This is a genomic window from Mesorhizobium sp. P2_C7 (assembly GCF_056404515.1).
The window spans coordinates 64,131-87,349 of record NZ_JBFUDW010000018.1; the positions used below are offsets into that span (position 1 = coordinate 64,131).

General features: G+C 63.4%; 23 protein-coding genes. 8 read left to right on the plus strand and 15 right to left on the minus strand.

Annotated elements, in window-relative coordinates:
• Window positions 1-102: 102 nt before the first annotated feature.
• Complete coding sequence (locus AC1D2G_RS29700; RefSeq protein ID WP_477228830.1) at window positions 103-369, plus strand: hypothetical protein; 267 nt, start codon at window positions 103-105, stop codon at window positions 367-369.
• Here AC1D2G_RS29700 and AC1D2G_RS29705 read toward each other — a convergent pair.
• The 4 genes from AC1D2G_RS29705 to AC1D2G_RS29720 form a co-directional block, all read right to left on the minus strand.
• A complete protein-coding gene (locus AC1D2G_RS29705; RefSeq protein ID WP_477418534.1) occupies window positions 347-1,654 on the minus strand; it encodes an O-antigen ligase family protein in 1,308 nt (435 codons plus the stop codon). The genes AC1D2G_RS29700 and AC1D2G_RS29705 overlap by 23 nt on opposite strands.
• The gene (locus AC1D2G_RS29710) at window positions 1,651-3,186 is read right to left on the minus strand and encodes an undecaprenyl-phosphate glucose phosphotransferase (RefSeq protein ID WP_477418536.1); all 1,536 of its coding nucleotides are present in this window, start codon (window positions 3,184-3,186) and stop codon (window positions 1,651-1,653) included. The genes AC1D2G_RS29705 and AC1D2G_RS29710 overlap by 4 nt, the downstream gene beginning before the upstream one ends.
• A 96-nt stretch (window positions 3,187-3,282) precedes the next feature.
• Complete coding sequence (locus AC1D2G_RS29715; protein WP_477418538.1) at window positions 3,283-4,413, minus strand: glycosyltransferase family 4 protein; 1,131 nt, start codon at window positions 4,411-4,413, stop codon at window positions 3,283-3,285.
• Window positions 4,414-4,421: 8 nt separating this feature from the next.
• Window positions 4,422-4,985: a polysaccharide biosynthesis/export family protein gene (locus AC1D2G_RS29720; RefSeq protein WP_095081215.1), complete on the minus strand. Its 564-nt coding sequence runs from the start codon at window positions 4,983-4,985 to the stop codon at window positions 4,422-4,424.
• Between the two features lie 259 nt (window positions 4,986-5,244).
• On the opposite strand from AC1D2G_RS29720, the gene AC1D2G_RS29725 reads away from it, so the two are divergent.
• On the plus strand, window positions 5,245-7,554 hold the full coding sequence (locus tag AC1D2G_RS29725) for a GumC family protein (RefSeq protein ID WP_477418540.1): 2,310 nt from the start codon (window positions 5,245-5,247) through the stop codon (window positions 7,552-7,554).
• 13 nt (window positions 7,555-7,567) lie between these two features.
• On the opposite strand, the gene AC1D2G_RS29730 is transcribed toward AC1D2G_RS29725, so the two are convergent.
• Both AC1D2G_RS29730 and AC1D2G_RS29735 read right to left on the minus strand, forming a co-directional pair.
• Window positions 7,568-8,410: a GNAT family N-acetyltransferase gene (locus AC1D2G_RS29730; RefSeq protein ID WP_477418542.1), complete on the minus strand. Its 843-nt coding sequence runs from the start codon at window positions 8,408-8,410 to the stop codon at window positions 7,568-7,570.
• A gap of 101 nt (window positions 8,411-8,511) precedes the next feature.
• Entirely contained in the window at window positions 8,512-9,741 is a 1,230-nt protein-coding gene (locus AC1D2G_RS29735; RefSeq protein WP_477418544.1) for a GNAT family N-acetyltransferase, read from the minus strand.
• 91 nt (window positions 9,742-9,832) lie between these two features.
• Between AC1D2G_RS29735 and AC1D2G_RS29740 the strand changes: the two genes are divergently transcribed.
• Window positions 9,833-10,891, plus strand: a complete 1,059-nt coding sequence (locus AC1D2G_RS29740) for a polysaccharide deacetylase family protein (RefSeq protein ID WP_477418546.1) — start codon at window positions 9,833-9,835, stop codon at window positions 10,889-10,891.
• 23 nt (window positions 10,892-10,914) lie between these two features.
• Here AC1D2G_RS29740 and AC1D2G_RS29745 read toward each other — a convergent pair whose 3' ends face one another.
• Entirely contained in the window at window positions 10,915-11,130 is a 216-nt protein-coding gene (locus AC1D2G_RS29745) for a DUF2842 domain-containing protein (protein WP_457152663.1), read from the minus strand.
• 186 nt (window positions 11,131-11,316) lie between these two features.
• On the opposite strand from AC1D2G_RS29745, the gene AC1D2G_RS29750 reads away from it, so the two are divergent.
• Complete coding sequence (locus AC1D2G_RS29750; RefSeq protein WP_477418548.1) at window positions 11,317-12,408, plus strand: COX15/CtaA family protein; 1,092 nt, start codon at window positions 11,317-11,319, stop codon at window positions 12,406-12,408.
• A 123-nt stretch (window positions 12,409-12,531) separates the two neighbouring features.
• Here AC1D2G_RS29750 and AC1D2G_RS29755 read toward each other — a convergent pair whose 3' ends face one another.
• From AC1D2G_RS29755 to speB, 4 genes are all read right to left on the minus strand, one after another.
• Complete coding sequence (locus tag AC1D2G_RS29755) at window positions 12,532-12,855, minus strand: hypothetical protein (RefSeq protein WP_477418550.1); 324 nt, start codon at window positions 12,853-12,855, stop codon at window positions 12,532-12,534.
• An 83-nt stretch (window positions 12,856-12,938) separates the two neighbouring features.
• Window positions 12,939-13,781 carry an aminoglycoside phosphotransferase family protein gene (locus AC1D2G_RS29760; protein WP_477418626.1) on the minus strand — a complete coding sequence of 281 codons (843 nt, stop codon included), beginning with the start codon at window positions 13,779-13,781 and terminating at the stop codon, window positions 12,939-12,941.
• Window positions 13,778-14,704 carry an N-acetyl-gamma-glutamyl-phosphate reductase gene (argC, locus tag AC1D2G_RS29765; RefSeq protein WP_477418552.1) on the minus strand — a complete coding sequence of 309 codons (927 nt, stop codon included), beginning with the start codon at window positions 14,702-14,704 and terminating at the stop codon, window positions 13,778-13,780. The genes AC1D2G_RS29760 and argC overlap by 4 nt, the downstream gene beginning before the upstream one ends.
• A 31-nt stretch (window positions 14,705-14,735) precedes the next feature.
• Window positions 14,736-15,746: an agmatinase gene (speB, locus tag AC1D2G_RS29770; protein WP_095081232.1), complete on the minus strand. Its 1,011-nt coding sequence runs from the start codon at window positions 15,744-15,746 to the stop codon at window positions 14,736-14,738.
• 124 nt (window positions 15,747-15,870) lie between these two features.
• On the opposite strand from speB, the gene AC1D2G_RS29775 reads away from it, so the two are divergent.
• Together AC1D2G_RS29775 and AC1D2G_RS29780 are read left to right on the plus strand one after the other, a co-directional pair.
• Window positions 15,871-17,079 (plus strand): acyltransferase family protein, encoded by a 1,209-nt coding sequence (locus tag AC1D2G_RS29775; RefSeq protein ID WP_477418554.1) that lies wholly within the window; start codon window positions 15,871-15,873, stop codon window positions 17,077-17,079.
• A 142-nt stretch (window positions 17,080-17,221) separates the two neighbouring features.
• The gene (locus AC1D2G_RS29780) at window positions 17,222-18,280 is read left to right on the plus strand and encodes a glycerophosphodiester phosphodiesterase family protein (RefSeq protein WP_477418556.1); all 1,059 of its coding nucleotides are present in this window, start codon (window positions 17,222-17,224) and stop codon (window positions 18,278-18,280) included.
• 195 nt (window positions 18,281-18,475) lie between these two features.
• On the opposite strand, the gene AC1D2G_RS29785 is transcribed toward AC1D2G_RS29780, so the two are convergent.
• Complete coding sequence (locus AC1D2G_RS29785) at window positions 18,476-19,351, minus strand: aldo/keto reductase family oxidoreductase (protein WP_477418558.1); 876 nt, start codon at window positions 19,349-19,351, stop codon at window positions 18,476-18,478.
• Window positions 19,352-19,442: 91 nt separating this feature from the next.
• Between AC1D2G_RS29785 and AC1D2G_RS29790 the strand changes: the two genes are divergently transcribed.
• Window positions 19,443-20,342 (plus strand): LysR family transcriptional regulator, encoded by a 900-nt coding sequence (locus AC1D2G_RS29790; protein WP_457152848.1) that lies wholly within the window; start codon window positions 19,443-19,445, stop codon window positions 20,340-20,342.
• Between the two features lie 211 nt (window positions 20,343-20,553).
• Here AC1D2G_RS29790 and rpsI read toward each other — a convergent pair whose 3' ends face one another.
• From rpsI to AC1D2G_RS29805, 3 genes are all read right to left on the minus strand, one after another.
• On the minus strand, window positions 20,554-21,036 hold the full coding sequence (rpsI, locus tag AC1D2G_RS29795; RefSeq protein ID WP_457152847.1) for a 30S ribosomal protein S9: 483 nt from the start codon (window positions 21,034-21,036) through the stop codon (window positions 20,554-20,556).
• 1 nt (window position 21,037) lies between these two features.
• Complete coding sequence (gene rplM, locus AC1D2G_RS29800) at window positions 21,038-21,502, minus strand: 50S ribosomal protein L13 (protein WP_023764105.1); 465 nt, start codon at window positions 21,500-21,502, stop codon at window positions 21,038-21,040.
• A gap of 216 nt (window positions 21,503-21,718) precedes the next feature.
• Window positions 21,719-22,183, minus strand: coding sequence for a PaaI family thioesterase (locus AC1D2G_RS29805; protein ID WP_477228815.1), 465 nt, complete (start codon window positions 22,181-22,183; stop codon window positions 21,719-21,721).
• 212 nt (window positions 22,184-22,395) lie between these two features.
• Between AC1D2G_RS29805 and AC1D2G_RS29810 the strand changes: the two genes are divergently transcribed.
• Entirely contained in the window at window positions 22,396-23,217 is an 822-nt protein-coding gene (locus tag AC1D2G_RS29810; protein WP_477418560.1) for an enoyl-CoA hydratase, read from the plus strand.
• Window positions 23,218-23,219 lie beyond the last annotated feature (2 nt).

A 23,219-nucleotide genomic window follows, 5' to 3' on the forward strand; every position in this document is an offset into this window, starting at 1 on the left:
CCATCCCCGATACCAAGCGCACCGTCACAGCATCGAACAGGGAACTGCGGTAATCTCGGCTGACTCTGCGCTTTTCTTGAAAGGTCAGAAAAGGAGGTTGACGTGAAGATCAGGACGACAAGACACAATCACCCCGGTGAACCCGGCGTCATTCTGCTCGACCAGTCATTGCAAAACATGATCGTGGCGACCGACATACGCGATGGCGCAACGACGCTGTTCGGGACAGTAAATCTGCAGGTGAATTATTCCGGGCAGTACGACATCAGAGTCGAATTGTCGCCAGGGGAACTCACGCAGGTCTACCAGCTGCTGGTCAAAAACCTCCTGGAGAAAATACAGGAACTCACGAGCGCTCAAGATCCTTGACGCTCGCAAACCAACCGCCTTCCACAGCTCGCCTTCTACCTTGGGCTTGAACCGGGTCCGGCCGCAACAGCCGCTGGTGCCTGTATTCAAGCGCGATGGCACCCCAGATCAGGCCGAGCAGCAGGTAGACGTGGCGCCAGTGGTCGATGTCGATGAAGGTGCCGAGCCCGATATTACCGATGAAGGCGACATAGGCGCACAACAAATAGGGCTGCCATGGCCGGTCGCGCAGCAGGATGCGGAATCCGGCTGCTATGGTCCAGGCGACGAGCGTCAGGAACGACACGAAGCCCAGCCAGCCATAGTCCATCAGCATCTTCAGCCAGATGTCGTGGGTGTCTTCGCCAAAAATCGTGCCGAAGACCAGCGGGCCGATGCCGAACGGATGCTCGAGCGCCATCTGGAAGCCGATCGCGTAGCGGGCGAAGCGGCCGAGGCGGGCGGTGTCGTAACTCTGTTCGAGATGGGCGCGGTTGGAAAACATCTCCGACACGCCGGGCAGCTGCAGGATGACGATCATGGCGACGACCAGCAGCGATAGCGCCGCGATCGTCATCACCACCACGCGCAGCCGGAACATGCCGCTGGCGCTCTGCAGGAACAGGCAGCCGGTGAGCAGGACAGCAGAAACGGCGAACATGCCCCAGGCGCCGCGCGAGAAGGAAAAGAAGATACCGGCGGTGATGATCAGCAGCGGCACCGCTAGCAGCGGCATGCGCGTGACCGGTCCGGTCAAAAGCAGATAGAGCAGATAGATGCCGGGCAGCACCAGGAACGGGCCGAACACATTCGGGTCCTGGAAGGCACCGGCGGCACGGTCGTATTTGGTGAACATCTCGGCGCCCGGAAAGGCGTGGAAATAGCCCGCTATGCCAAGCAGCGAGGTTATCACCGCCGACACGACATAGGCGAAGAAGATCAGCCGGTAGAGGCTGGGTTGCACCGCGGTCACCGAGGCGAAGAACACCGCGGTGAAGGCGAGAAACAGCGAGACGGCGAGATAGAGAGGCGTGTTGGCAAGATCCGCCATCTGCGTCATCGCCATCATGCCACCGATGTTCATCGTCACCAGCAGCACCAGCAGGGGCATTGCCGCGCGCGACAGCCTGAGGCCAAAGAGAGCCCAGATGGCGATCAGCCCGGCCATGTAGAGTTCATAAGGCGCCGGTTCGCTGATGACGAAGCCGGACAGGAATATGCCGACGAACACCGCGGCTGAGGAAATCAGCGCGATCAGCTTGGCGTTGACCGCGGCCTGCGGCAGCTCATGGGAAATCGCGCTCAATAGGCGTTTTCCGTGTTCAGCAGTCGGGCCGGTGTCAGGAACAGGATCCGCAAGTCGAACAGCAGCGACCAGTTCTCGATGTAATAGAGGTCGTACTCCGTCCGCATGCGGATCTTCTCGTTGGTGTCCATCTCGCCGCGCCAGCCATTAATCTGCGCCCAGCCGGTGACGCCGGGCTTGACCTTGTGGCGTGCGAAATAGCCGTCGACCACTTCGTTGTAGAGAAGGTTGTGCGACTGCGCGGCGATGGCGTGCGGGCGCGGGCCGACCAGCGACAGCGAACCCAGCAGCGAGTTGAAGAACTGCGGCAGCTCGTCGATCGAGGTCTTGCGGATGAAGCGGCCGACGCGGGTGACGCGCGGGTCGTTCTTGGTCACCGTCTGCTTGGCGGTCGGGTCGGCCTTGTCCGTATACATCGAACGGAACTTGTAGACCTCGATGATCTCGTTGTTGAAGCCGTGCCGCTTCTGGTGGAACAGCACCGGCCCCTTGCTATCGAGCTTGATGGCAATGGCGGTCGCCAGCATCACCGGCGAGAACACGACGATGCCGATCAGGCTGAAGACGATGTCGAAGGCGCGCTTGGCGACCGAATCCCAGTCGTTGATCGGCCTGTCGAAGATATCGAGCATCGGCACCGAGCCGATGTAGGAATAGGCGCGCGGGCGAAACTGCAGCGCGTTGGAATGCGCCGACAGCCGGATGTCGACCGGCAACACCCACAGCTTCTTCAACAGCTGCAGCACGCGCGATTCGGCGGTGAGCGGCAGCGATACGATCAGCATGTCGATGCGGGCGATGCGGGCGAACTCGATCAGCTCCGAAATGGTGCCGAGCTTGGGATAGCCGGCGACGATGGGCGGTGAGCGCTTGTCGCCGCGATCGTCGAAGATGCCGCAGATGCGGATGTCGTTGTAGGGCTGCTTTTCGACCGAGCGGATCAGCATTTCAGCCGCCTTGCCACCGCCGACGATGACGGCGCGCCGTTCCATGCGGCCATCGCGCGCCCAGCGCCGGATCAGCTTCGACATCACCAGCCTGAGGCCGAAGAGGAGAACGAAGCCGATGACGAACCAGGTGCCGAACAAAAGGCGCGAATAGTCTTCCGACATCTTCATGACGAACGCCATCAGCGCCATGAGGGCGAAAGTGCCGGCCCAGACCAGCAGCACGCGGCCGAAATTGGCGATGGGCCGCATGAGGGCCACGATCTGGTAGCAGTCGGTGACGTCGAGCAGCACCACGGCAAGGAACGACGAAGCGGCGATCGTCAGCGGGTATTGCCAGGCGAGATAGTTGAAGAACCCGACATAGTAGAAATAGATGCCGAGCCCGGACACCAGCAGCAAGCCGAATTCGACCATGCGCAGCACGCCGCTGACCATGATCGGCGACATGGTATCGCGCCTGTACTGCGAAGCGACCTGGCGGGCGACATCGTTCATGCCGCCAGGCGTGTCGCCTGCGGCCGGGCCGTCGAATTTACGCACCGCCTCTGGTGAAAAGCGGCGCGCGGGGTCGATCTCGTTCATGGGGCTTTCCGCAAGCTTCCCTACGGTGAATAGCAAAAGAGAGCTAAGAAACCCTTGAAACAACAAGTGGCTTTGAAACGGCCTGGGGCTTGAGGCCTATTTGTTGATCGCGGCGAAATAGGCCTTCTCGATGTCGGCGGCCATCACATCGGCGCCGAAGCGTGCCTTGAGGCTGGCGCCATCGGGCATCAGCTTGCGATAGGCGGCGAGGTCGCCCAGCGCCTGGCTCACCTTGTCGGCAAGCTCGACCGGGTCGGGCCGGATCAGGGCAGGGGAGCCGGAGCCGAAGATCTCCGGTATGCCGCCGACCGACGTGGCGATCATCGGCTTTCCCGCGGCAAGAGTCTCCAGGACGATGTAGGGCATGGCTTCGGCGCGCGAGGGAACGATGACGAGCGCCGCCAGCGCGAAAGCCTCCCTGGCCGGCATCGGCGGCAGGAAGCGGACGTAGCCCTCAAGCCCGAGGCGTTTCACCTGGGCGTGGTAGCGGGGCAGGTCGTCGCCGGAGCCGACCATCACCGCGGTCAGCGCGCGGCCGAGCCGGGGGCCGGCGAGGGCCAGCGCGTCGATGAAGATGTCGGGACCCTTCAGGTCGCGCATCATGCCGATATAGAGCAGATCGGCTGCGTCGGCCCCGGTGATCGCCGGCTCGAATTCGGCGGCGCGCAATCCATTGTAGACCAGGGTGTTGGGGATCTGCGGCTCCCCGACCTTGCGGCGATAGGTTCGCCTTTCGTAGTCGGAGACAAACAGCAGGTGGTCGGTGAAGAGCGCCATGAAGCGCTCGAGCGCGAAGAACAGCTTTCCGGTGGTCGTGTGCTCGTCATAGTGGAGAGAGCCACCATGCGGCGAATAAAGGCGGGCTACGCGAGACCTTGATACCCGCAACAATGAGCCGAACAGACGGGTATAGGCGCCACCCTTGGCGCCGTGCCCGTGCAACACGTCCGGCCGCAATTCCTTGATGATCCTGTAAGTGCGCCAGGCCGACGCAAGGTCGCCCGGGCCGACATGGCGCTGCATCGGCGTGCGATGGATGCCGAGCGCCAGCATATCCTTCATCTGCTCGAACAGACGTTCCTCGAACTCGCCGCCGGTCGTCGAATCGCAGACGATGCCGACGGAATGTCCGGCAGCGACCTGCGCCTCGGTCAGGTCGCGCACATGGCGGAAAATTCCTCCGACGGGTGAGCGAAAGCAATGGACGATCCTGAGGTTGTCCACCACGTGGGTCGTCAGAACAGGCGTTCGCGGACGTAGACTGTATCGCCCGGCAGCAGCGGGTCGGAGGTGACCACACGGCCGGTCATCACCTTACCGTTGATGTCGCGGGTGATGTCGACGCTTTCCTGATTGGCGCGCGGGGTGAAACCGCCAGCGATGGCGATTGCCTTCTGCACCGTCAGGCCGGGGACGTACGAGTATTGGCCGGCGGCGCCCACTTCGCCCATGACGAAGATCGGACGGTAGCGGTCGATCTCGACCGAAACGTCGGGATCGCGCAGATAGCCTTGCCGCAATTTGTCGGCGATTTCCTTTTCCATCTGCTGCGCTGTGTGGCCGCGCGCCGGTACGGCGCCGACAAGCGGGAAGGAGAGGTAGCCGGACTGGTCGACGCTGTAGGTGTTGGTCAGCCCGTCCTGCTCGAACACGGTGACCCGGACGCGGTCGCCGGCGCCAAGACGATAGGGCTGTTCGAGCACCTCGTGGAAGGCTGCCGGTGTCGGCCGGTAGCTGGAGCAGCCGGCAAGCATCGATACGGCAAGCAGCGCGCGAAACAGGGAAGCAGTGCTTTTCATGACCGGACAGGTACCTTCGACTGGTCGCTGCAGCCCCGCAGCAACTCTAGGGATCGAGGTCCGTTATCATCCTGTTAGGGTTAATGGCCGGTAAAGGGAGCGGCCCACACGGCGCGCGCCGGCGAGAGTTTTCCGAATTTTTTGGCGGTTTTGTTTGGCGTCCGCCAGTAAACCCTAACGCAAACTTACGGCTATCTTAACGGCTGAGTTACCATAGTTGTTTACGGTGTGTCCTGACCCAGTATCGGAGTAGGGATGCATGTCCGTTCAGTCCGCGGCCGCAGATGTTGACGTCGATCTCAGGCAGCTCTTCGCCAGTCTGGCGAGGAACTGGCTGCGCATCCTCGTCGTCGCACTGGTGGTGACCGGCGCGGCTTTCGCGATCGCCTCGTTTGCCACGCGCCACTACAAGGCTCAGACCCAGATAGAGATTGCGCCGCGTGAGTCCGTTTATACGCGGCCGGCCAGCAACAACGACGCCGACAAGCCAATTCTCGATGAACAGGGCGTCGCCACCCAGGTCCAGATCATTTCCTCCAACGAAATCCTCAAGCAGGTCGCGCAAAAGCTTGGTCTGGAGAAGCTGCCCGAGTTCGACGAAGCACTCGACATGTCGCCGTTGAGCCGCGCTCTGGTCCTCGTCGGCCTGAAGAGCGACCCGATGGAAATTCCGACGGAAGAGCGCGTCCTCAAGAAGATGCATGAGAAGCTCAACGTCTATAGCGTCGAGAAGACCCGCATCATTGCCATTGAGTTCTCGTCGGAAGATCCCAAGCTCGCGGCCGCCGTACCCGATGCCATTGCCGCCGCCTATATTGCGGGGCAAGGGGCCGCCAAGCTCGAATCGAACAACGCTGCCGCCGATTTTCTGGCGCCGGAGATCGCCGACCTGCAGCAGAAGGTTAGGGATGCCGAGGCCAAGGTTGCCACCTACCGAGCCCAATCCGATCTTTTGATGGGCGGCAACAATTCGGTGCTTGCCACGCAGCAGCTTTCCGAACTGTCGAGCGAACTGATGCGTGTGCGCGCCAACCGCGCCTCGGCGGAAGCGACCGCCGACAGCGTGCGCAAGGCGTTGCAGGGTGGCGGCTCGCTCGATGCCGTGCCTGAGGTCTTGTCTTCCGATCTAATCCAGCGCCTGCGCGAGCGGCAGGTAGAGCTCAGGGCCAACATCGCCGATCTTTCCACCACCTTGCTCGACAATCATCCGCGCATCAGGGCGCTGAAGTCTCAGCTTGCTGATCTCGACGGCCAGATCCGCAACGAGGCGCAAAAGCTGATGAAGGGTCTGATGACCCAGGCGCAGACCGCGCAGGCCCGTGAGAACCAGCTCGTCGCCGACGTCAACACATTGAAGGCGGCATCGGCCCGCGCCGGCGAACAGCAGGTCGAACTTGACGCCCTGCAGCGTGATGCTGCCGCCAAGCGCCAGCAGCTCGAATCGTACCAGGCCAACTACCTCAGCGCGGCGTCGCGCAAGGACCGCAACTATCTGCCCGTCGATGCAAGGGTGGTTTCCCTGGCGCAGGTGCCGTCCGAGCCCTATTTCCCGAAGGTCCTGCCCATCGTCAGTGCCGCCTTCGTCGCGTCGCTGCTGGTCATGGCCATCGTGACGCTCCTGCGGGAGCTGTTTTCTGGCCGCGCCATGCGGCCGGCGACCGGTTCCCGCTTCGAACGCATCGATGAGGTCGCGATGCCCCATGTAGCTCAGGCGTCTGACAGGATCGCGATGCCGGCTGTCCACCAGGAGCCCGTCGTCCTCCAGGCCCCAGTCCTTCGCCCGGAGATGGGAGAAGATCCGGCTGACACGAGGTCGGAGCCCTACACAGCCGCGATGCCCTATGCCACTGCAATGCCCGAGACCGACGCGCCCTATGCGCATGCGGCCGAAGCGCCTGATATGGTCGCGATGACCGAAGCAGCGACAGCGCAGGAGACGGCTGCCGAGGCCGAACCGGTGCGTTCCACCCTGGGCGAGATTGACATTGAGAAGGCCGCCGAAAAGCTGATCGCCAGCGGTGCGGCGCGCGCCATATTCGTCTCGCCGGAGGGCGACGAGGCCGCCGCATCGGCGGTGCTGGTGGCACGCGAGGTCGCCGACGCCGGCCTGCGCGTCCTGCTGCTGGACCTTACAGCTTCGGGGGCCGCTTCGCGGCCGATGCTGGACAGCGGCCTTTTCCCCGGCATCACCAACCTGCTCGCTTCGGAAGCGCAGTTCAGTGACGTCATCCATGCCGATCTCTATTCGGACTGTCACGTCATCCCGGTCGGCACCGCCGATCCGGTCCGCGCCATGCGCGCCGCCGACCGGCTGCCGATCATCATGCAGTCGCTGACCACAGCCTATGATCTGGTGGTGGTCGAATGCGGACCGGCCGACGCGCAAGGCATCAGCCGTCTGGCCGGCGATGCCACCGAGGTGTTGCTGTCCATGCTGGAGCCGGACGATGAAGTGACGCAGGCCGCGGTCAAGCTGATCGAAAGCGGCTATCCCGACCTGACGCTGGTGACGCCGCTCGGCCACGAACCGCCCGGCAATCCGGTGCCGGGACGGCGCTCGGCGGCCTGAGGGTCCGCCTGATCTATCCCAATTCCAGGGTCGTCACGCCGAACAGCCGCTGCAGGCCGAGCTCCGGGGCCGGGCCCTTGTACATGCGGGTGGTCTTGAAGGTCGGCGCAAAGCCGGCCGCCTCGAGTGCCGCAATGAAACCGGCCTTTTCGGCGGGAACGTCGATGTGCAGGTCGCCGCCCTCGCAGGCCCCCGCCAGTCCGTCCAGCAGCTGCCGCGCCGTGTCGTCGCTGTCGGCAAACAGCGGGCCGATCTTGAAGCCCGAGCGGCACGGTCGAGCCACGCCATAGCCGGTGGTACCGCGCGGGCTGACCGCCGCCAACGCATGATGCGGCGCCTGCAGCCATCGCTGCAGGAAGGCTCGCCGGGGTGCCGGAAAACAAGATGCGTCATAAGCGATGATGTCGGGCACGAGCTTAGCCGTCACGGTGTGCAACCCATCGGCCTTGACCGTCGAACCTGCCGCGCGGCCACTATAGCGGATGGTCTCGTAGGCGGGTTCGAAGCCCTTGCGCCGGTAATTGGCGCGCTGCTCGGCGACACCGTCGAGGCCGACAGTCCTGCCGGTGCCGGCAAGACTGTCCATGCCGGCGTCCCACACCGCCTTGCCGTAGCCTTTGCCGCGCTTGTCCGGCCGGCAGATGTAGAGGCCGATGAAGCCGAATCCGCGTCCATAGGCCACTGCCGAGATTGCCGCGACCATTTCGTCGCCGGCAAAGGCGCCGATAAAGCCCGAGGGATCCGCAGCCTGGAACATCGCCGCGTCTTCAAGACCAGGGTTCCAGCCTTCCGCCGCCGCCCAGTCGATGAGAACCGCCAACTCATGCAGTGACAGCGTGCGGATGGTCGGCATCATCGTCCTCACTCCGTGGCGACAACTTAAGGCTTTGACGACATCGAGGCCGATCTCGATCTCTGAGTCAAACCTGCCCTTAGAGAACCCCTGAATTTCCGAAACTAGCTCTCATTCTCGCCGGTCGTGGGCGCTGCTTGTCCGGCAGTCTTGCGGCGCAGCATCTTGGTCAGCTTCCAGATCGTCGGGCTGTTCTTGATGAAGGCTTTGAACCTTGCGCCTTGCCGGAGCGTCACCGCCAGCGCGCGGCCCTTCAGCGTCAAGGGGACCAGCACCTCGAAATGCTGGGTTTCGATATCGCACCATAGCCGCTTGTAGGGCTCGTCGCCGACGGAGAAGTCATAGACGGCAAAACCGGTCTCGCAGGCTTCCTGGATGTTGTCGAAGAACAGGAAGTCGCCGGGACTGGTGTTGCCGAGATCGTCCTCGGCAATCGCTCCGAACTCGCAGATCAGGCGCTTGCCCGAGCGGCTTGATCCCGTGACAGCGCGGAGCTTGCCGGCCACCTCGAGCCCGTGCAGCACGAAGGAGGGCTTGTCCTCGGCAAGCGCGTGCGTGAACAGCGCGCGGAAGAAGGCGCGTACCGGCTCATCGCCAAAGACGTTGGAGATGCCCATCTTGCGGAAGCGGAATTCCTTCATCTCGAAAAAGGCATCGAGCAGCGTGTCCACCTCGTCCGCCGTGCGCGCCTCGATGCGACGATGACTGCCGACAGCCTCGAACTTGCGCATCTGCGAGCGGTGCTTCTTGCGCTTGCGCTTGCCGCTGGCGCGCAACAGCAGCGCATCGAAGCCACCACCGAGATCGACGGCCAGCGACAAATTGGGACTGGCAAAATGGTCAAGCAAGGCGAGTGGATTGGTGACACCGTCGAGATCGGGCAGCAACCGCTCGAGCGCGACGAGATCGATGTCCGGGCGTGCCTTGGCGATGGTCGCCAACAGCGATCGGATGGCCGGGATATCAGCCCTGGCCAGCCATTGCGGATCAACGGCGACGAAGTTGCCGTTGGCGTGGCGTTCGCCCATGAAGCGGGCGACGCGGTACGGACCTTTCGCGGTGACCTCCAGGGCCAGCGAAAAAACCGGCCGGCCTTCGGCGCTGAGCGTCGCTATGAGCAGATCCGGTCCGACCTGCTCGGCCCAGTTCAGTATCCAGCCGGCACTCTGCGCCGGCGCAAACAGGGCCGAGCGGCAGAACCCGGCATAGGCCGCGAGCCCTTCCGCGGATGTCACGGAAATCGACAGGCCGGTCTGGTCTCCCGGCAAGGCTCGCGGCGACGCCTCGGTTGCAGCGAGCCGATTGCCGTCAAATGACGCTGTTGCGTCAACCATACCTCAATCCTTAGGGCGTACTGATGGCGATTTGGGGAGCCGCATAGGCGCATTCCGTGCTCGGTTTAGCCTAGGCGCAAAAGGTGAATGAATGATCGACGGGGGCGAGGCAATCCGGAAACTGGCGCTGAACGTCGCCCGTTATTCCGGTCTTGCACCGCTGGCCAAGCCGTTCATCGGCGGCATTGGCGCTATACTTATGCTGCACCGCGTGACCGCGACGCCCGAAAAGCCCGACAGCGTCAACCGTCATCTGAACATCGCGCCTGGCTTCCTCGATGCCGTGATCGCCGACATGAAGGCGAGCGGCTATGCCTTTGTTTCCATGGATGAAGCGGTCGAGCGCATCAAGGCGGGCGGCAAGGGTGGCGAGTTCGCAACCATCACCGCCGATGACGCCTATCGCGACAACATGACGGAGGCGCTGCCGGTGCTGGAGAAGCACGGCGCGCCGATGACCATCTATGTCGCGCCCGGGCTGATCAACGGCACCGCCGATTTGTGGTGGGATGTGGTCGAGGACATCGTCAACGTGCGCGACAGCCTCACCCTGACGCGGCCGAATGGCCCGCTGGTGATCGACTGCTCGACCCCTGCGAAGAAGTTACAGGCCAATATACGCCTGCATGTCTATCTCACCTCCGAAGTCCGCGAGGAGGACCTGCAAGCCGTGCTGCGTGACCTGGCTCGCTCGAATGGCGTCGACGCCGACGGCCCGCGCCTGCGGACATTGATGAACTGGGATGAAATCCGCAGCATCGCCACGCATCCGCTGGTGGCGATTGGCGCCCACACGATCAACCACAGCAATCTGAAACGGCTTTCCGAAGCCGATGCGCGGCACGAGATTGGGGCCGTGGGCGACATGCTGCAGGCAGAACTGGGCGAAAGGCCCAGCCATTTCGCCTATCCCTATGGCTATGCCAGGGCGGTGGGCTGCCGCGAAGTGGGCTTTGCCCGAGACGCCGGCTATGCCTCCGCCGTGACCACGCGCCATGGCGTGCTGCGCGCCGAACATGCCGGGTTCCTGCATGCCTTGCCGCGCATTTCAGTCAACGGCCGCTACCAGAGCCTCGCTCATATCCGCACCATGCTGTCGGGCGTGACCACGCCGCTCGCCAACGCCGGCAAGATGCTCGTGACGATCTGACTGCGGCGGGGCCGGGTTCCGGTTCAGCGCTTCGCCTTCGGCTCCAGCATCAGCCACTTGATGATGCCCATCGCCGGCAGCACCCACAGCAGGCCGCTGAGCAGGAAGAACAGGAAATGCACCCACGGGCTCGACTCCGAGAGCCGGGCGACCGCGAAGATCGATGCGACCAGCGCGTAGATGATGACCAGCGCCACCAGCAGGAACGCTCCGATCAGCTTTTTCAGGCGCACGGGCATGGTTGGCCTCCTGGTCTAGGCCGCCGGGACCTCGCAGGTCGGGCAAGCTCATGGCTTCGCATAGGCCTTGACGCGACCCTGTGCAACCGGTGAGACGCGGCGCGACGGCGTGCCGCGCCGTCTGGTCTTGCCAGCAAGGGTGCGATGGTCCACCAATCCGCCAAACCAACCTGCCGGGACAAGACCATGGCTGCCATATCAGCTGCCGCGCCCTTCGTGGCCCGCGACCGCGACCTGTACAACCGGGCGCTGCTGCGCGGCTGGCTCTATGTGGTGGTGCTGGTGCTGTTTGCGCTGGTGCTGGTCGGCGGCGCCACCAGGCTCACCGGTGCCGGCCTGTCGATCACGGAGTGGAAGCCGATCCATGGCGTGATACCGCCGCTCAACGATGCCGAGTGGCAGGAGGAATTCCAGCTCTACCAGCAGATCCCGCAATATGCCGAGCTCAACATGGGCATGAGTATCGAGGCGTTCAAGTCGATCTTCTGGTGGGAATGGGCGCACCGCATCCTGGCGCGCAGCGTCGGCCTGGTCTTTGCCTTGCCGCTGCTGTTCTTCTGGGCGACGCGCCGCATCGAGCGCGGCCTGGGGCCAAAATTGGTGGGCATACTTTTGCTCGGCGGCCTGCAGGGCGCCATCGGCTGGTGGATGGTGGCCTCGGGGCTGGTCGACCGGGTTTCGGTCAGCCAGTACCGGCTGGCAACCCATCTGACGCTGGCGGCGCTGATCTTCACCGCGACCATGGTCGTTGCGCGTGGGCTGGCGCCGCATTCCGAACCCGCCGCCGACCGCTCGACGCAGAGGCTGGCCGGTTTCATCGTGTTTCTGGCGTTGATCCAGATCTATCTCGGCGGCCTGGTCGCCGGGCTCGACGCCGGCCTGAGCTACAACACCTGGCCGCTGATGGACGGCAAGCTGATCCCTGGTGATTTGCTGATCCTCGAGCCGGCGTGGCGCAATTTCTTCGAAAGCCCCAAGACGGTGCAGTTCGTCCACCGGCTCGGCGCCTATACGGTGTTCGTCGTGGCCTTGTGGCATATGATCGCCACGCGTCGGCGCCTTCCTGGAACAACGCACGCCCGCCGCGCCACGCTGCTGTTTGCGCTGGTTTTGGTGCAGGCTTCTATCGGCATCGGCACGCTGCTGATGCATGTGCCGCTGCATATGGCACTGACCCATCAGGGGTTTGCGCTCATCGTGCTGGGCTTTGCCGCCGCGCATTGGCGCGGCACCAAGGGTGCCTATCCCTTGCCGCACGAAATCGCGCTCAGGAGCTGATCCCCAGAGCAGTTTCACCGTTTCACGGAAACGGTGAACTGCTCTATCTCTTTGTTTTGACGCAATTCCGGACGGAAAAGCCGTTTCACACTTTTCCTGGAATTGCTTCAGCCGATCGGCCGGTCACATCCAGAATTCGTTTGACGCTGTCGTCTTCTCGCCGTCGAATTCGGCCTGGCGCAAGGCTGCGGCGGATGGCGTTGACTGGCTCTGAGCGGCCTTGGCCGCCTTGTCGGCGTCGGCGGCCCTGAGTGCATCAAGTTTGGCCTGGGCGACAGCGATATCCTGCTGCACCTGGGCGGCCTGGACCTGGTCCTTGATCGCCTTGGCCTGGTCTTCCAGATCCTGGATCTGCTTTTCGAGCGCGGCTTCCTGGGCTGCATTGCTCGATGAACTGGACGAGGAATACTGGGTTGCCTGGGAGGAACCCGAAATCGCGCTGACCATGAGAATTCCCCTGATGGAGCCACGCAATGTGAGTAGCCCATCATGGTGAACAAGCCCTTACCGTCGCCGGTTGACCGGCTGGATCAGAAGCTTGGCCGCACCGCCCGGATCGCCTCGGCGATCGACAATTCGCGGTTCTCCTCGACCGCGTTGTCGTCTTCGTGATGCCAGGAGGCCGACAGGCAACCATAGGCGATGGCATGATCAAGAATGGCGGGCGGAGCCTGGCCCAGCGTTTTGGCGAAGACCTCGGCCATATCCGCGATCCGCTCCGGATCGAGGCAAAGATCGTCCCGGTCGAGCGGGTTGTAGAACATGTTCGCGGCGTCGAAGCCGGGATCGCCAAGCACACCCTTCGGGTCGATTGCCAGCCAGCCGCGCGGCCCGTGCAGGATGTTGTCGTGATGCAGGTCGCCATGCAGAGGCATGATATCGTGCGGATCGGCCAGCAACCGATCGGCGATTGCCGCGGCCTCGACATAGAGACTGTCATGGCCGGCGTCGCGGTCGCTCGCGGCTTTCCTGAACAGGCTGGCAAATCGCTCCCGGAGCGGCTGCAGCTCGGGCGGGAAGGGGTCTTTCCCAGGCGAAAACAGTTTCGCCATCACGTCGGCCGCGATTGCGGTCGCGGCGTTGTCGCCCTGTTCGCTGAGAACCTGCTGCAGCAGGGTCTCACCGGCATATTCGAGCAGCATGCTGTGGTCGTCGCGGCCAAGCAGGCGCACCGCACCCTCGCCGCGCCGCCAGGCGAGATAATGCTCGCCGCGCAATTCGTCGGCGACATCATCGAAAGGCTTGAGCGCCTTGACGATCGCCGGCGACCCATCCTTGTGCCGAACCTTCCAGATGCGGCTCGAAAAAGTCTCGGCGATGAGTTCGGGCGCGCTGACCCTCCAGCGCGTCGGAAATACTGGTGCGTCCATCAGAGGCCGAGCATCAGGTCCATGTTCTGCACGGCGGCACCCGAGGCCCCCTTGCCGAGATTGTCATAGACCGCCAGCAGCAGAGCCTGTGCGCGTTTGTCGTTGGCGAAGACGTAGACCTTCATCCGGTTGGTGCCGTTGTAGATCTCCGGATCGATCTCCGGCATGCGCTCCAGATGCGCATAGGGCGCCACCTCGACCACACCGCCCTCGATGGCGGCGAAATGGTCGGCGATCGCCGCATGAAGCGCCGCACCCGTCGGCACATGGTCGAGACCGCCGAGTTGCAGCGGCACCACCGTGATCATGCCCTGCGCGAAATTGCCGACCGCCGGCTGCATGATCGGATCATGCGACAGCCTGGCATAGGCCCTGAGTTCAGGCACGTGCTTGTGCTGCAAGGTGAGGCCATAGGGTAGGAACTCCGAGGCGTCCTCACCCTTGGCGACATAGTCCTCGATCATCGGCCGTCCGCCGCCCGAATAGCCGGAAATACCGTTGACCGTGATCGGGAAGTCCGCCGGCAGCAGGCCTGCCGTGACCAGCGGCCGCAGCGTCGCGATCGGCCCCTGCGGCCAGCAGCCGGGGTTGGCGACGCGCTTTGCCGAGGCGATCGTCTTTGCCTGCTCCTTGTCCATCTCGGCGAAACCATAGGTCCAGCCTTCGGCGACGCGATGCGCGGTCGAGGCGTCGATGACCTTGGTGGTGTCGTTGTCGATCAGCGAGACGCTTTCCTTCGCCGCGTCATCGGGCAGGCACAGGATGGCGACATCGGCGGCATTGAGGAACTCGGCGCGCGCCGCCGTTTCCTTGCGGCGCTCGGCGGGAACGGAGATGATTTCCAGGTCACCGCGCTCGGCAAGCAGCGCCCTGATCTGCAGGCCGGTGGTGCCGTGCTCGCCGTCGATGAAGATTTTCGGTTTCATTTGCCTGATCAAATTCCCTGATATTTCAAGGCTATATGCCTTGACCGTGATTCACCGCGGCACCGTTGTGGTTGCCGTTGTTGTTCAGCTCTTCCAGCCGGGCCTTTCGTTCGGCCAGCAGGCCGAGATACTGCATGGCCACCATCGAGCCGGCGATCGCCGTTATATCGGCGTGATCATAGGCCGGCGCAACCTCGACGACATCGGCGCCGACAATATCGATCTGGTTGAGCTGACGCAGCGTCGACAGGATCTTTGCCGAGGACGGCCCGCCGGCAACCGGCGTGCCGGTACCGGGCGCATAGGCCGGGTCAAGGCAGTCGATGTCGAAGGTGAGATAGGTCTTCTTGCCGCCGGTGCGGTCGACAATGGCATAGGCGATATCGGACGCGCGCATCTCCTCGATTTCGTGACCGTAGAGGATCTTGATGCCGAATGTGTCGGGCGCGTGGGTGCGGATGCCGATCTGGATCGAGCGGTCCGGATCGATGATACCTTCATTGACGGCACGGCCGACAAAGGAGCCGTGGTCGATGCGCTTGCCGTCGTCCGGCCAGGTGTCCTGATGGGCGTCGAACTGCACCAGGGCGAGCGGGCCGTGGATGGCGGCATGCGCCTTGAGCAGCGGCCAGGTGACGAAATGATCACCACCCAGCGACAACAGGAAGGCGCCGGACTTGAGGATCTTCGCCGCTTCGCGCTCGATCGTGCCGGGCGTCTTCTGGTGATTGCCCGAATCGAGCAGGCAATCGCCATAATCGACCACCGCGAGATGCTCGAACAGATCGCGTGAAAACGGGTATTGCGGGTCGTTGTCGAGGATCGCCGAGGCGCGGCGGATCGCCTGCGGCCCAAAGCGGGCGCCGGGCCGGTTGGTGACGGCGGCGTCGAAGGGAATGCCCCATATCACCGCGTCCGCGCCCTTCACGTCCTTCGTATATTTGCGCCGCATGAACGACAGCGCGCCGGAATAGGTCGGCTCGAGGGCAGCACCCGTTTTGGAGCGGGCGGTGAAGGCATGGTCGATGTTGTTGGTCGCCATTACGGGTCCTTGTTTTTCATCGGGGTGCAACAACTACAGAACCGGCACGGAAGATGCCAGTCACAGCTTGGGGAGACGAAATGGCGCCCCTCAAGTGCCATGGCAAAACAGGATTTGTATCATCATGACGCAGACCGCGTTTCTTAATCCTGCCCGCGCCGTGGTGTCGACCCACAGCGGCACGATTGCCGGCGAACGCTTCCTGGTTCTCGATTCGTGGCGCGGCATCTGCGCGCTGATGGTGGCGCTGTTCCACTTCCCGACCGGTTCGACGATTTCGCAAAGCGCCTTCATCGGTTCGTCCTACCTCTTCGTCGACTTCTTCTTCGTTCTTTCCGGTTTCGTCATTGCCAGCAGCTACGGCAGCCGGCTCAGCCAGCCGGAAGAAGTGGCTCGCTTCGCCCTGGTCCGCTTTGGCCGCATCTACCCGCTGCATTTGCTCATGCTGGCCGCTTTCGCCGGCTTCGAGCTGCTGCGGCTGGTGCTGCCGCAGCTGCACGGCACCGGGGCAGCTCCCTTCACAGGAGGTTTCGACCTCAGGAGCCTGCTTGCCAATCTTCTCTTGCTGCAAGGCGTCGGCTTCGAGGATCACCTGACCTGGAATGCGCCAAGCTGGAGCATTTCGGCGGAGTTCTTCGCCTATCTGCTGTTTGCGGGCGTGGTCTTCGTCGCCGGCGAGCTCGCCTGGATATGGTTCGTCGGCGCTGCCGTCACCGCGCCGCTGTTCCTGCTTGGCTTCTCGACCCATCATATGGATGTGTCCTTCGATTTTGGCTTCATGCGCTGCCTGTACGGCTTCTCGCTGGGCGCCTTGCTTGCCTGGTTTCAGCATGATTCCATTGCAGGGGCGCGACAGGCCCTGGCCAGGGGCGGCCCGCGCATGGCCTGGACCCTTGCCGAGATCGTCATGGTCGCCGTCATCGTGCTTTTTGTCTCGCTGTCGGGCGACAATGATTTCGGCATCGCGGCACCCCTGGTGTTCGCGCTCGCGCTGTTCCTCTTCGCTCATGAAGGCGGCTGGATCAGTGCCCTGCTGAGGACGCCGTTCATGCTGACGCTCGGCGCGCTGTCCTATTCGATCTACATGGTGCACATCTTCGTCCAGGCACGCATGATCAACATCGCCGGGCTCGTCGAGCGCAAGCTTGGCGTGGGCCTGATCGACGACATCGTGCTGCGCGGCCAGCCGGCGACCGGCTTCGGGGCCGGCTGGACAGGGGCCGTGGCGATCGTTGTCATGCTTGTCGCCACCATCGCCGTCTCCTGGATCACCTGGCGTTTCGTCGAGATGCCGGCCATGGCCTGGTTCCGCCGGCAGTCGAAACGCATCTGATGCGAGCATGATCCCGAAAAAGTGGAAGCCGGTTTTCGGAAAGGGATCATGCTCAAACAAGACGTCAGCTAGCCGGCTTCGTTCACCGGGCTGTCACGGGCATCGCCTATCCGGGTTTCGATCCGGCAAGGAGCGATTCTCGATGCGGACCATCTGGCTGAGCCTTCTGCTTTGCGCGGCACTTGCGGCCGCCTCTGGTCAATCATTGGCAGGAGAAACCCGCGCCAGGCAGATCCTCGACCGCTTCGAACATGCCAACCAGTGGCGCGACCACGTCATGATCGCCGCGCATCGCGCCGGCAGCATGCAGGCCGGCAAGACGCTCTATGCGGAAAATTCGATCGCGGCCGTCAAGGGTTCGATCGCCATGGGCGCCGAAATCGTCGAGGTCGACATCAGGCGCTCGAAGGACGGTGAGTTCGTCGTCATGCATGACAGCTGGCTCGACCGCACCACGACCTGCAGGGGCGAGGTGGTGAAATACACGCTGGCCGAACTGAAGACCTGCCGATTGGTGGTTGAGGGTACCGGCGCCATCACCAATGAGACAGTTTCGACGCTGCGCGAGATGCTGCTGGCGACCAGGGACCAGATCCTCATCAACCTCGACAACAAGCTCGAGGTCGGCGATCTCTCCGGCATGATTGCGGTGGCTCGCGATCTCGGCATGGCCGAACAGGTCATTGTCAAGGAGAACCTGTGGAACTCCGCCCGGATTGCCACGGTAAAGGCCGCCATGGATGCCATAGGCGGCGGCTTCCAATTCATGCCGATCATTGCTGACGACGCGGTGCACGATGCCGCTTTCGCCGAGACGGTCGACCGCGCCTTCTCGCCACGCGCGACCGAGCTGATCAACTGGCGGGCAGGCGCCGAGACACTGACCGAGACCGGCGGGCCGCTGTTCAGCACGCGCATGCGCGCGGCCGCGGTGCGTGGCAACTGGCACATCTGGGCCGACACCTACGCCATCGTCAACAAGCCGGGCGGCTTCCTCGCCGGTGGCCGCGGCGACGAGCTGGCGGTCCAGGCCAGCCTGCCGCGCGAGACATATGGCTTCTGGGCCGATCGCGGCGCCACCATCATCCAGACCGACGAACCGAAGGCGGCGATCGATTGGCTGGCGGCGAATGGCTACCGCGTGCCTTACGCCGACGAGGCGCGGCCGGCTGAGCCGGCGAGTACGGCGAGCATCAACTAGGAACGTTGGCGGAACTGCCGATCTCCCCCCATGTGGGGGAGACGCCCGGCAGGGCAGAGGGGGGGGCTGTCCCGCCAGCCTCTCCGTCAATTTGGGTGCGCTGTCGGGGTGCTACTTGAGGTTAGGCAAACGATCCTTCGCGCCCCCCTCTGGCCTGCCGGCCATCTCCCCCACACGGGGGGAGATCGGCTAGTCTCAAGCCGCCGCCGCCGCCATGCCATCCAATTCCCTGAGCACATCGCCCGAAAGCTCCAGTTCGGCGGCAGTGAGGTTCTCCCGCAGATGCGCGACCGACGATGTGCCGGGGATCAGCAGGATGTTGGGCGCGCGCCGAAGCAGCCAGGCGAGCGCGACCTGCATCGGGGTGGCGCCGAGGCGCTGCGCCACATCGGAGAGCGTCGAGGACTGCAGCGGGTTGAAGCCGCCGAGCGGGAAGAACGGCACGTACGCAATGCCGTCACGAGCGAGGTCGTCGATCAGGGCGTCGTCGCCGCGATGCGCCAGATTGTACTGGTTCTGCACACAGACGATCTCGGCGATCCGGCGTCCTTCCCTGATCTGGGTCGATGTCACGTTGCTCAGTCCGATATGCCTGACCAGGCCTTGGCGTTGCAGTTCGGCCAGCACGGTGAGCGGCGGTTCGATCGACCCCTCGGCGGGACCGTGGGTGTCGAACATGATGCGCAAATTGACCACGTCGATCACCTCGAGGCCGAGATTGTGCAGATTGTCGTGCACCGCCTGGGTCAGCGCTTCGGCGGAAAAGGCCGGCAGCCATGATCCATCCGCGCCGCGCCGGGCGCCGATCTTGGTGACGATGACCAGATCCTTGGGGTAGGGGGCCAGCGCCTCGCGGATCAGCCGGTTGGTGACGTGCGGGCCATAGAAGTCGCTGGTGTCGATGTGGTCGACGCCTTGTGCAACGGCCTCGCGCAATACTGCCAGTGCCGCGTCATGGTCCTTGGGCGGCCCGAACACACCGGGCCCGGCGAGCTGCATGGCACCGTAGCCAAGCCGTTTCACGGTGTGGCTGCCAAGGGTGAAGGTGCCGGCCTGTTGGATATTGGACATGATTGATCTCCTTTGAGGCGGCGAAGATAGGTGCTGCTCAATCTTGTGATAATCAGGTACAATCCACACAGGCTGTACGGAATTGCGAACAATGATGGATCTCAGTGATCTGAACGCCTTCGTGGCGGTGGCGCGCGCCGGGGGTTTTCGCGATGGTGCGCGCGCCAGTGGCGGCAGCGCCTCGGGCTTGAGCGAGGCGGTGCGTCGCCTGGAAGCGCAGCTCGGTGTCAGGCTGTTCAACCGCACGACGCGCAGCGTTGTCCCGACCGAGGCCGGTCTCAGCCTGCTGGAGAGGCTCGGTCCGGCGCTGTCGGAGGTGGAGGCCGCCCTCGATGTGGTGAATGGCTTTCGCGACAGGCCGGCGGGCTCGTTGCGTCTCAATGTGCCGGTCAGCGCCGCGCGGCTGATATTGCCCGACATCGTCCCAGGCTTCCTCGCCGCCTTTCCCGGCATCCGGCTGGAGGTGATCGCTGACGAGAATTTTGTCGATGTGCTGGCTGCCGGCTGCGACGCCGGCATCCGCTACGACGAGCGGCTGGAACAGGACATGATCGCGGTGCCGATCGGACCGCGCGTGCAGCGTTTCGCCACCGCCGCCAGCCCAGCCTATCTCGATCGCCATGGGCGGCCGCAACATCCGGGCGACCTGCTCGGCCATGCCTGTGTGCGGGGCCGCTTTGCCAGCGGCGCGATGCTGCCGTGGGAATTCGAGCGCGACGGCGAGGTGGTGCGCATCGATCCGACAGGCCCGCTGATCGTGCGGATCGGCGGGGCGACCGATCTGGCCGTCGATGCGGCCATCGCCGGCACCGGCATCATCGGCCTGTTCGAGGGCTGGCTTCGCCCGCACTTCCAAAGCGGGGCGCTTGAACCCATTCTGGAACCGTGGTGGCAGAGCTTCTCCGGGCCGTTTCTCTATTATCCCGGCCGCCGCCTCGTGCCGGCCCCGCTGCGGGCGTTCATCGACTATATCAAGGCCGGCAGACCCTGAGACCTGCGCCATGCATGAATTGCGCCGGCGCCGTCACCCCACCCGGCGCTACGCGCCGACCTCTCCATCGAGGGGAGGTAGCGTGCCGCGCTCTTCTACCTCCCCTTGGATGGGGAGGTCGCGCCGAAGGCGCGGGTGGGGTGATGGCGGAGCCGCAAAACAAAAAGGCCGCCCGAAGGCGGCCTTTTCGATTGGCAAAACTGCGGAGCGCTTAGCGCTTCGAGAACTGGAAGCTGCGGCGGGCTTTCGCCTTGCCGTACTTCTTGCGCTCGACGACGCGGCTGTCGCGGGTCAGGAAGCCGCCCTTCTTGAGCACGGCGCGCAGCGCCGGCTCGTAGTAGGTCAGCGCCTTGGAGATGCCGTGGCGCACCGCGCCGGCCTGGCCCGAGAGGCCGCCGCCGATGACGGTGGCGACGATGTCGTACTGGCCTGAACGGTTGGACGCGATGATCGGCTGGTTGAGGATCATCTGCAGGACCGGACGCGCGAAATAGGTCGCGAATTCCTTGTCGTTGACGATGATCTTGCCGGAACCCGGTTTCACCCAGACACGCGCGATGGCGTTCTTGCGCTTGCCGGTGGCGTAGGCGCGGCCCGACTTGTCGAGCTTCTGGACATGGACGGGTGCAGCGGCCTGCGTGTTGGTGTTGCCGGTGGCGGCGCCCAGTTCTGCGAGCGAGGAAAGCTCAGCCATCTTATGCGACCTTCTTGTTCTTGGAATTCAGCTTGGCCACGTCGAGAACTTCGGGCTGCTGGGCGACATGCGGATGCTCTGTACCTGCATAGACGCGCAGGTTCTTCATCTGCCGACGGCCGAGCGGGCCACGCGGGACCATGCGCTCAACGGCCTTCTCGACGACACGCTCGGGGAAACGACCCTCGAGCAGCTGGCGCGCGGTGCGCTCCTTGATGCCGCCGGGGTGGCCGGTGTGCCAGTAATAGACCTTGTCGGTGAACTTCTTGCCGGTGAACACCACCTTGTCGGCATTGATGACGATGACGTTGTCGCCGTCGTCGACATGCGGGGTGAAGGTCGGCTTGTGCTTGCCGCGAAGATGATTGGCGATGACAGTGGCAAGACGGCCGACGACGAGACCCTCGGCGTCGATCAGGATCCACTTCTTCACCACATCCGCAGGCTTCTGCGAAAAGGTTGTCATGTTTTCTGCTTTCGGTTCGGACCTTCACCAGGGAAGGCGTTTCTTGTTGCTTGGATTGGCGATGAGACGCTTGCCCGCCGCCAATAACAAAACGGCGGCCTTTGCGGGCCGCTGCTTCGTGAGGGCTTATAGGCGAGGGCAGTTGTCGCGTCAAGGCCATCGAAAGGGCTAATAGCAGGAAAAGTATAGCAGAAACAACAATTTAGGTAAAAGGTATTATTTTACCACATCGCCATTCCGCTTCGGCGGGATCGAATAGGTGCCGGTGGCATGCGCCACCGTGTGTCCGTCCGGGCCGGCGACGATGTCGATGTCGAACACCATCAGGCTCTTTCCCAGCTTCAGGATACGGCAATGGCCATCGATCGGCCCGGCCTCGGCCTTGCGGACGAAGTTGATGTCGAGGTTGACTGTAACGGAAAGCGCGTCCGGCCCGGCATGAGAGAGCACGCAGACATAGCCGCCGATATCGGCGAGCGTGAACAGCGACGGACCCGACACTGTGCCACCAGGGCGCAGGTGCCGCTCGTCGGCATTGAGCCGCACGAGGCAACCGCCCGGGAACACGTCGATCGCCTCGTATTGTTTGAACTGATCGTTGAGCTGGGGATAGACGCTTCCCATCAGCATGTTGACTTCCGCCGCGGTCAGCACCGGCTTGAGATTGCTCTGGGCGGGCATGGCTGTCTCCCTCGTATGCGCCCGTTTGAACGCGGCCGGGCCCTCTGGCAACACCGTTTCAGCCGTCAATGATGACAATCCTAAGCCACCGGGACAAATGCAGCGCAGCCTTGTCGCTTGTGCCAGCAATCTGTTTGATGGTGTTGGACGAGGCACGATGGCGTACTAGATTGAAGCATCCAACCACGATCCTGAATCGCGGAGAAACGACCATGGCTGAAATCCTTGCCATCAAGCCTGCCGCCGTTGAAGGTCCGGTTGTCGCACAACTGGACAAGGGCGTGCTGCGCCTCACGCTTGCCAATCCGCCTGCCAACGCTCTGTCGCTGGCGGTGATGGCGGCGCTGACGGGGGAACTCGAACGCGCCAGAACCGACAAGCCGGTTCGCGTCATCGTTCTCTCGGCCGCCGGCAAGGTGTTCTGCGCCGGCCATGATCTCAAGGAAATGACGGCGCGCCGTGCCGACGCCGATCATGGCAAGGCCTTCTTCGCAGAGACGTTTGCGGCCTGTGCCACGCTGATGCAGGCGATCGTGCGTCATCCGTTGCCGGTCATCGCCGAGGTTGACGGCCTTGCCACCGCCGCCGGGCTGCAACTGGTCGCCAGTTGCGACCTGGCGATTGCGTCGCATGAAGCCACCTTCTGCACCCCGGGCGTCAACATCGGCCTGTTCTGCTCGACGCCGATGGTGGCGCTGTCGCGCAACGTCTCGCGCAAGCACGCGATGGAGATGCTGCTGACCGGCGAGACGATCGATGCGGCGACCGCCAAGGAATTCGGCCTGGTCAACCGCGTCGTGCCGCGCGAATACCTGAATCAGATTGTCACCAAATACGCGCAAACCATTGCTTCCAAATCATCTTTGGTGGTCAAGACCGGCAAGGAGGCCTTTTACGCGCAGGCCGAGATGGGACTGGCCGACGCTTATGCCTATACCGGCGCGATCATGGTCGAGAACATGCTGGCGCGCGACGCGGAGGAGGGCATTGGTGCTTTCATCGGCAAGCGCAAGCCGCAATGGACGGACGAGTAATC

What these genes read in the sequence shown, in the direction of transcription:
- AC1D2G_RS29710 (WP_477418536.1), bottom strand. Translation starts at nt 3,186, where the DNA reads ATGAACGAGATCGACCCCGCGCGCCGCTTTTCACCAGAGGCGGTGCGT.
- AC1D2G_RS29720 (WP_095081215.1), bottom strand. Translation starts at nt 4,985, where the DNA reads ATGAAAAGCACTGCTTCCCTGTTTCGCGCGCTGCTTGCCGTATCGATG.
- AC1D2G_RS29725 (WP_477418540.1), top strand. Translation starts at nt 5,245, where the DNA reads ATGTCCGTTCAGTCCGCGGCCGCAGATGTTGACGTCGATCTCAGGCAG.
- AC1D2G_RS29730 (WP_477418542.1), bottom strand. Translation starts at nt 8,410, where the DNA reads ATGATGCCGACCATCCGCACGCTGTCACTGCATGAGTTGGCGGTTCTC.
- AC1D2G_RS29735 (WP_477418544.1), bottom strand. Translation starts at nt 9,741, where the DNA reads ATGGTTGACGCAACAGCGTCATTTGACGGCAATCGGCTCGCTGCAACC.
- AC1D2G_RS29740 (WP_477418546.1), top strand. Translation starts at nt 9,833, where the DNA reads ATGATCGACGGGGGCGAGGCAATCCGGAAACTGGCGCTGAACGTCGCC.
- AC1D2G_RS29745 (WP_457152663.1), bottom strand. Translation starts at nt 11,130, where the DNA reads ATGCCCGTGCGCCTGAAAAAGCTGATCGGAGCGTTCCTGCTGGTGGCG.
- AC1D2G_RS29750 (WP_477418548.1), top strand. Translation starts at nt 11,317, where the DNA reads ATGGCTGCCATATCAGCTGCCGCGCCCTTCGTGGCCCGCGACCGCGAC.
- AC1D2G_RS29755 (WP_477418550.1), bottom strand. Translation starts at nt 12,855, where the DNA reads ATGGTCAGCGCGATTTCGGGTTCCTCCCAGGCAACCCAGTATTCCTCG.
- argC (WP_477418552.1), bottom strand. Translation starts at nt 14,704, where the DNA reads ATGAAACCGAAAATCTTCATCGACGGCGAGCACGGCACCACCGGCCTG.
- speB (WP_095081232.1), bottom strand. Translation starts at nt 15,746, where the DNA reads ATGGCGACCAACAACATCGACCATGCCTTCACCGCCCGCTCCAAAACG.
- AC1D2G_RS29775 (WP_477418554.1), top strand. Translation starts at nt 15,871, where the DNA reads ATGACGCAGACCGCGTTTCTTAATCCTGCCCGCGCCGTGGTGTCGACC.
- AC1D2G_RS29780 (WP_477418556.1), top strand. Translation starts at nt 17,222, where the DNA reads ATGCGGACCATCTGGCTGAGCCTTCTGCTTTGCGCGGCACTTGCGGCC.
- AC1D2G_RS29785 (WP_477418558.1), bottom strand. Translation starts at nt 19,351, where the DNA reads ATGTCCAATATCCAACAGGCCGGCACCTTCACCCTTGGCAGCCACACC.
- AC1D2G_RS29790 (WP_457152848.1), top strand. Translation starts at nt 19,443, where the DNA reads ATGATGGATCTCAGTGATCTGAACGCCTTCGTGGCGGTGGCGCGCGCC.
- rpsI (WP_457152847.1), bottom strand. Translation starts at nt 21,036, where the DNA reads ATGGCTGAGCTTTCCTCGCTCGCAGAACTGGGCGCCGCCACCGGCAAC.
- rplM (WP_023764105.1), bottom strand. Translation starts at nt 21,502, where the DNA reads ATGACAACCTTTTCGCAGAAGCCTGCGGATGTGGTGAAGAAGTGGATC.
- AC1D2G_RS29805 (WP_477228815.1), bottom strand. Translation starts at nt 22,183, where the DNA reads ATGCCCGCCCAGAGCAATCTCAAGCCGGTGCTGACCGCGGCGGAAGTC.
- AC1D2G_RS29810 (WP_477418560.1), top strand. Translation starts at nt 22,396, where the DNA reads ATGGCTGAAATCCTTGCCATCAAGCCTGCCGCCGTTGAAGGTCCGGTT.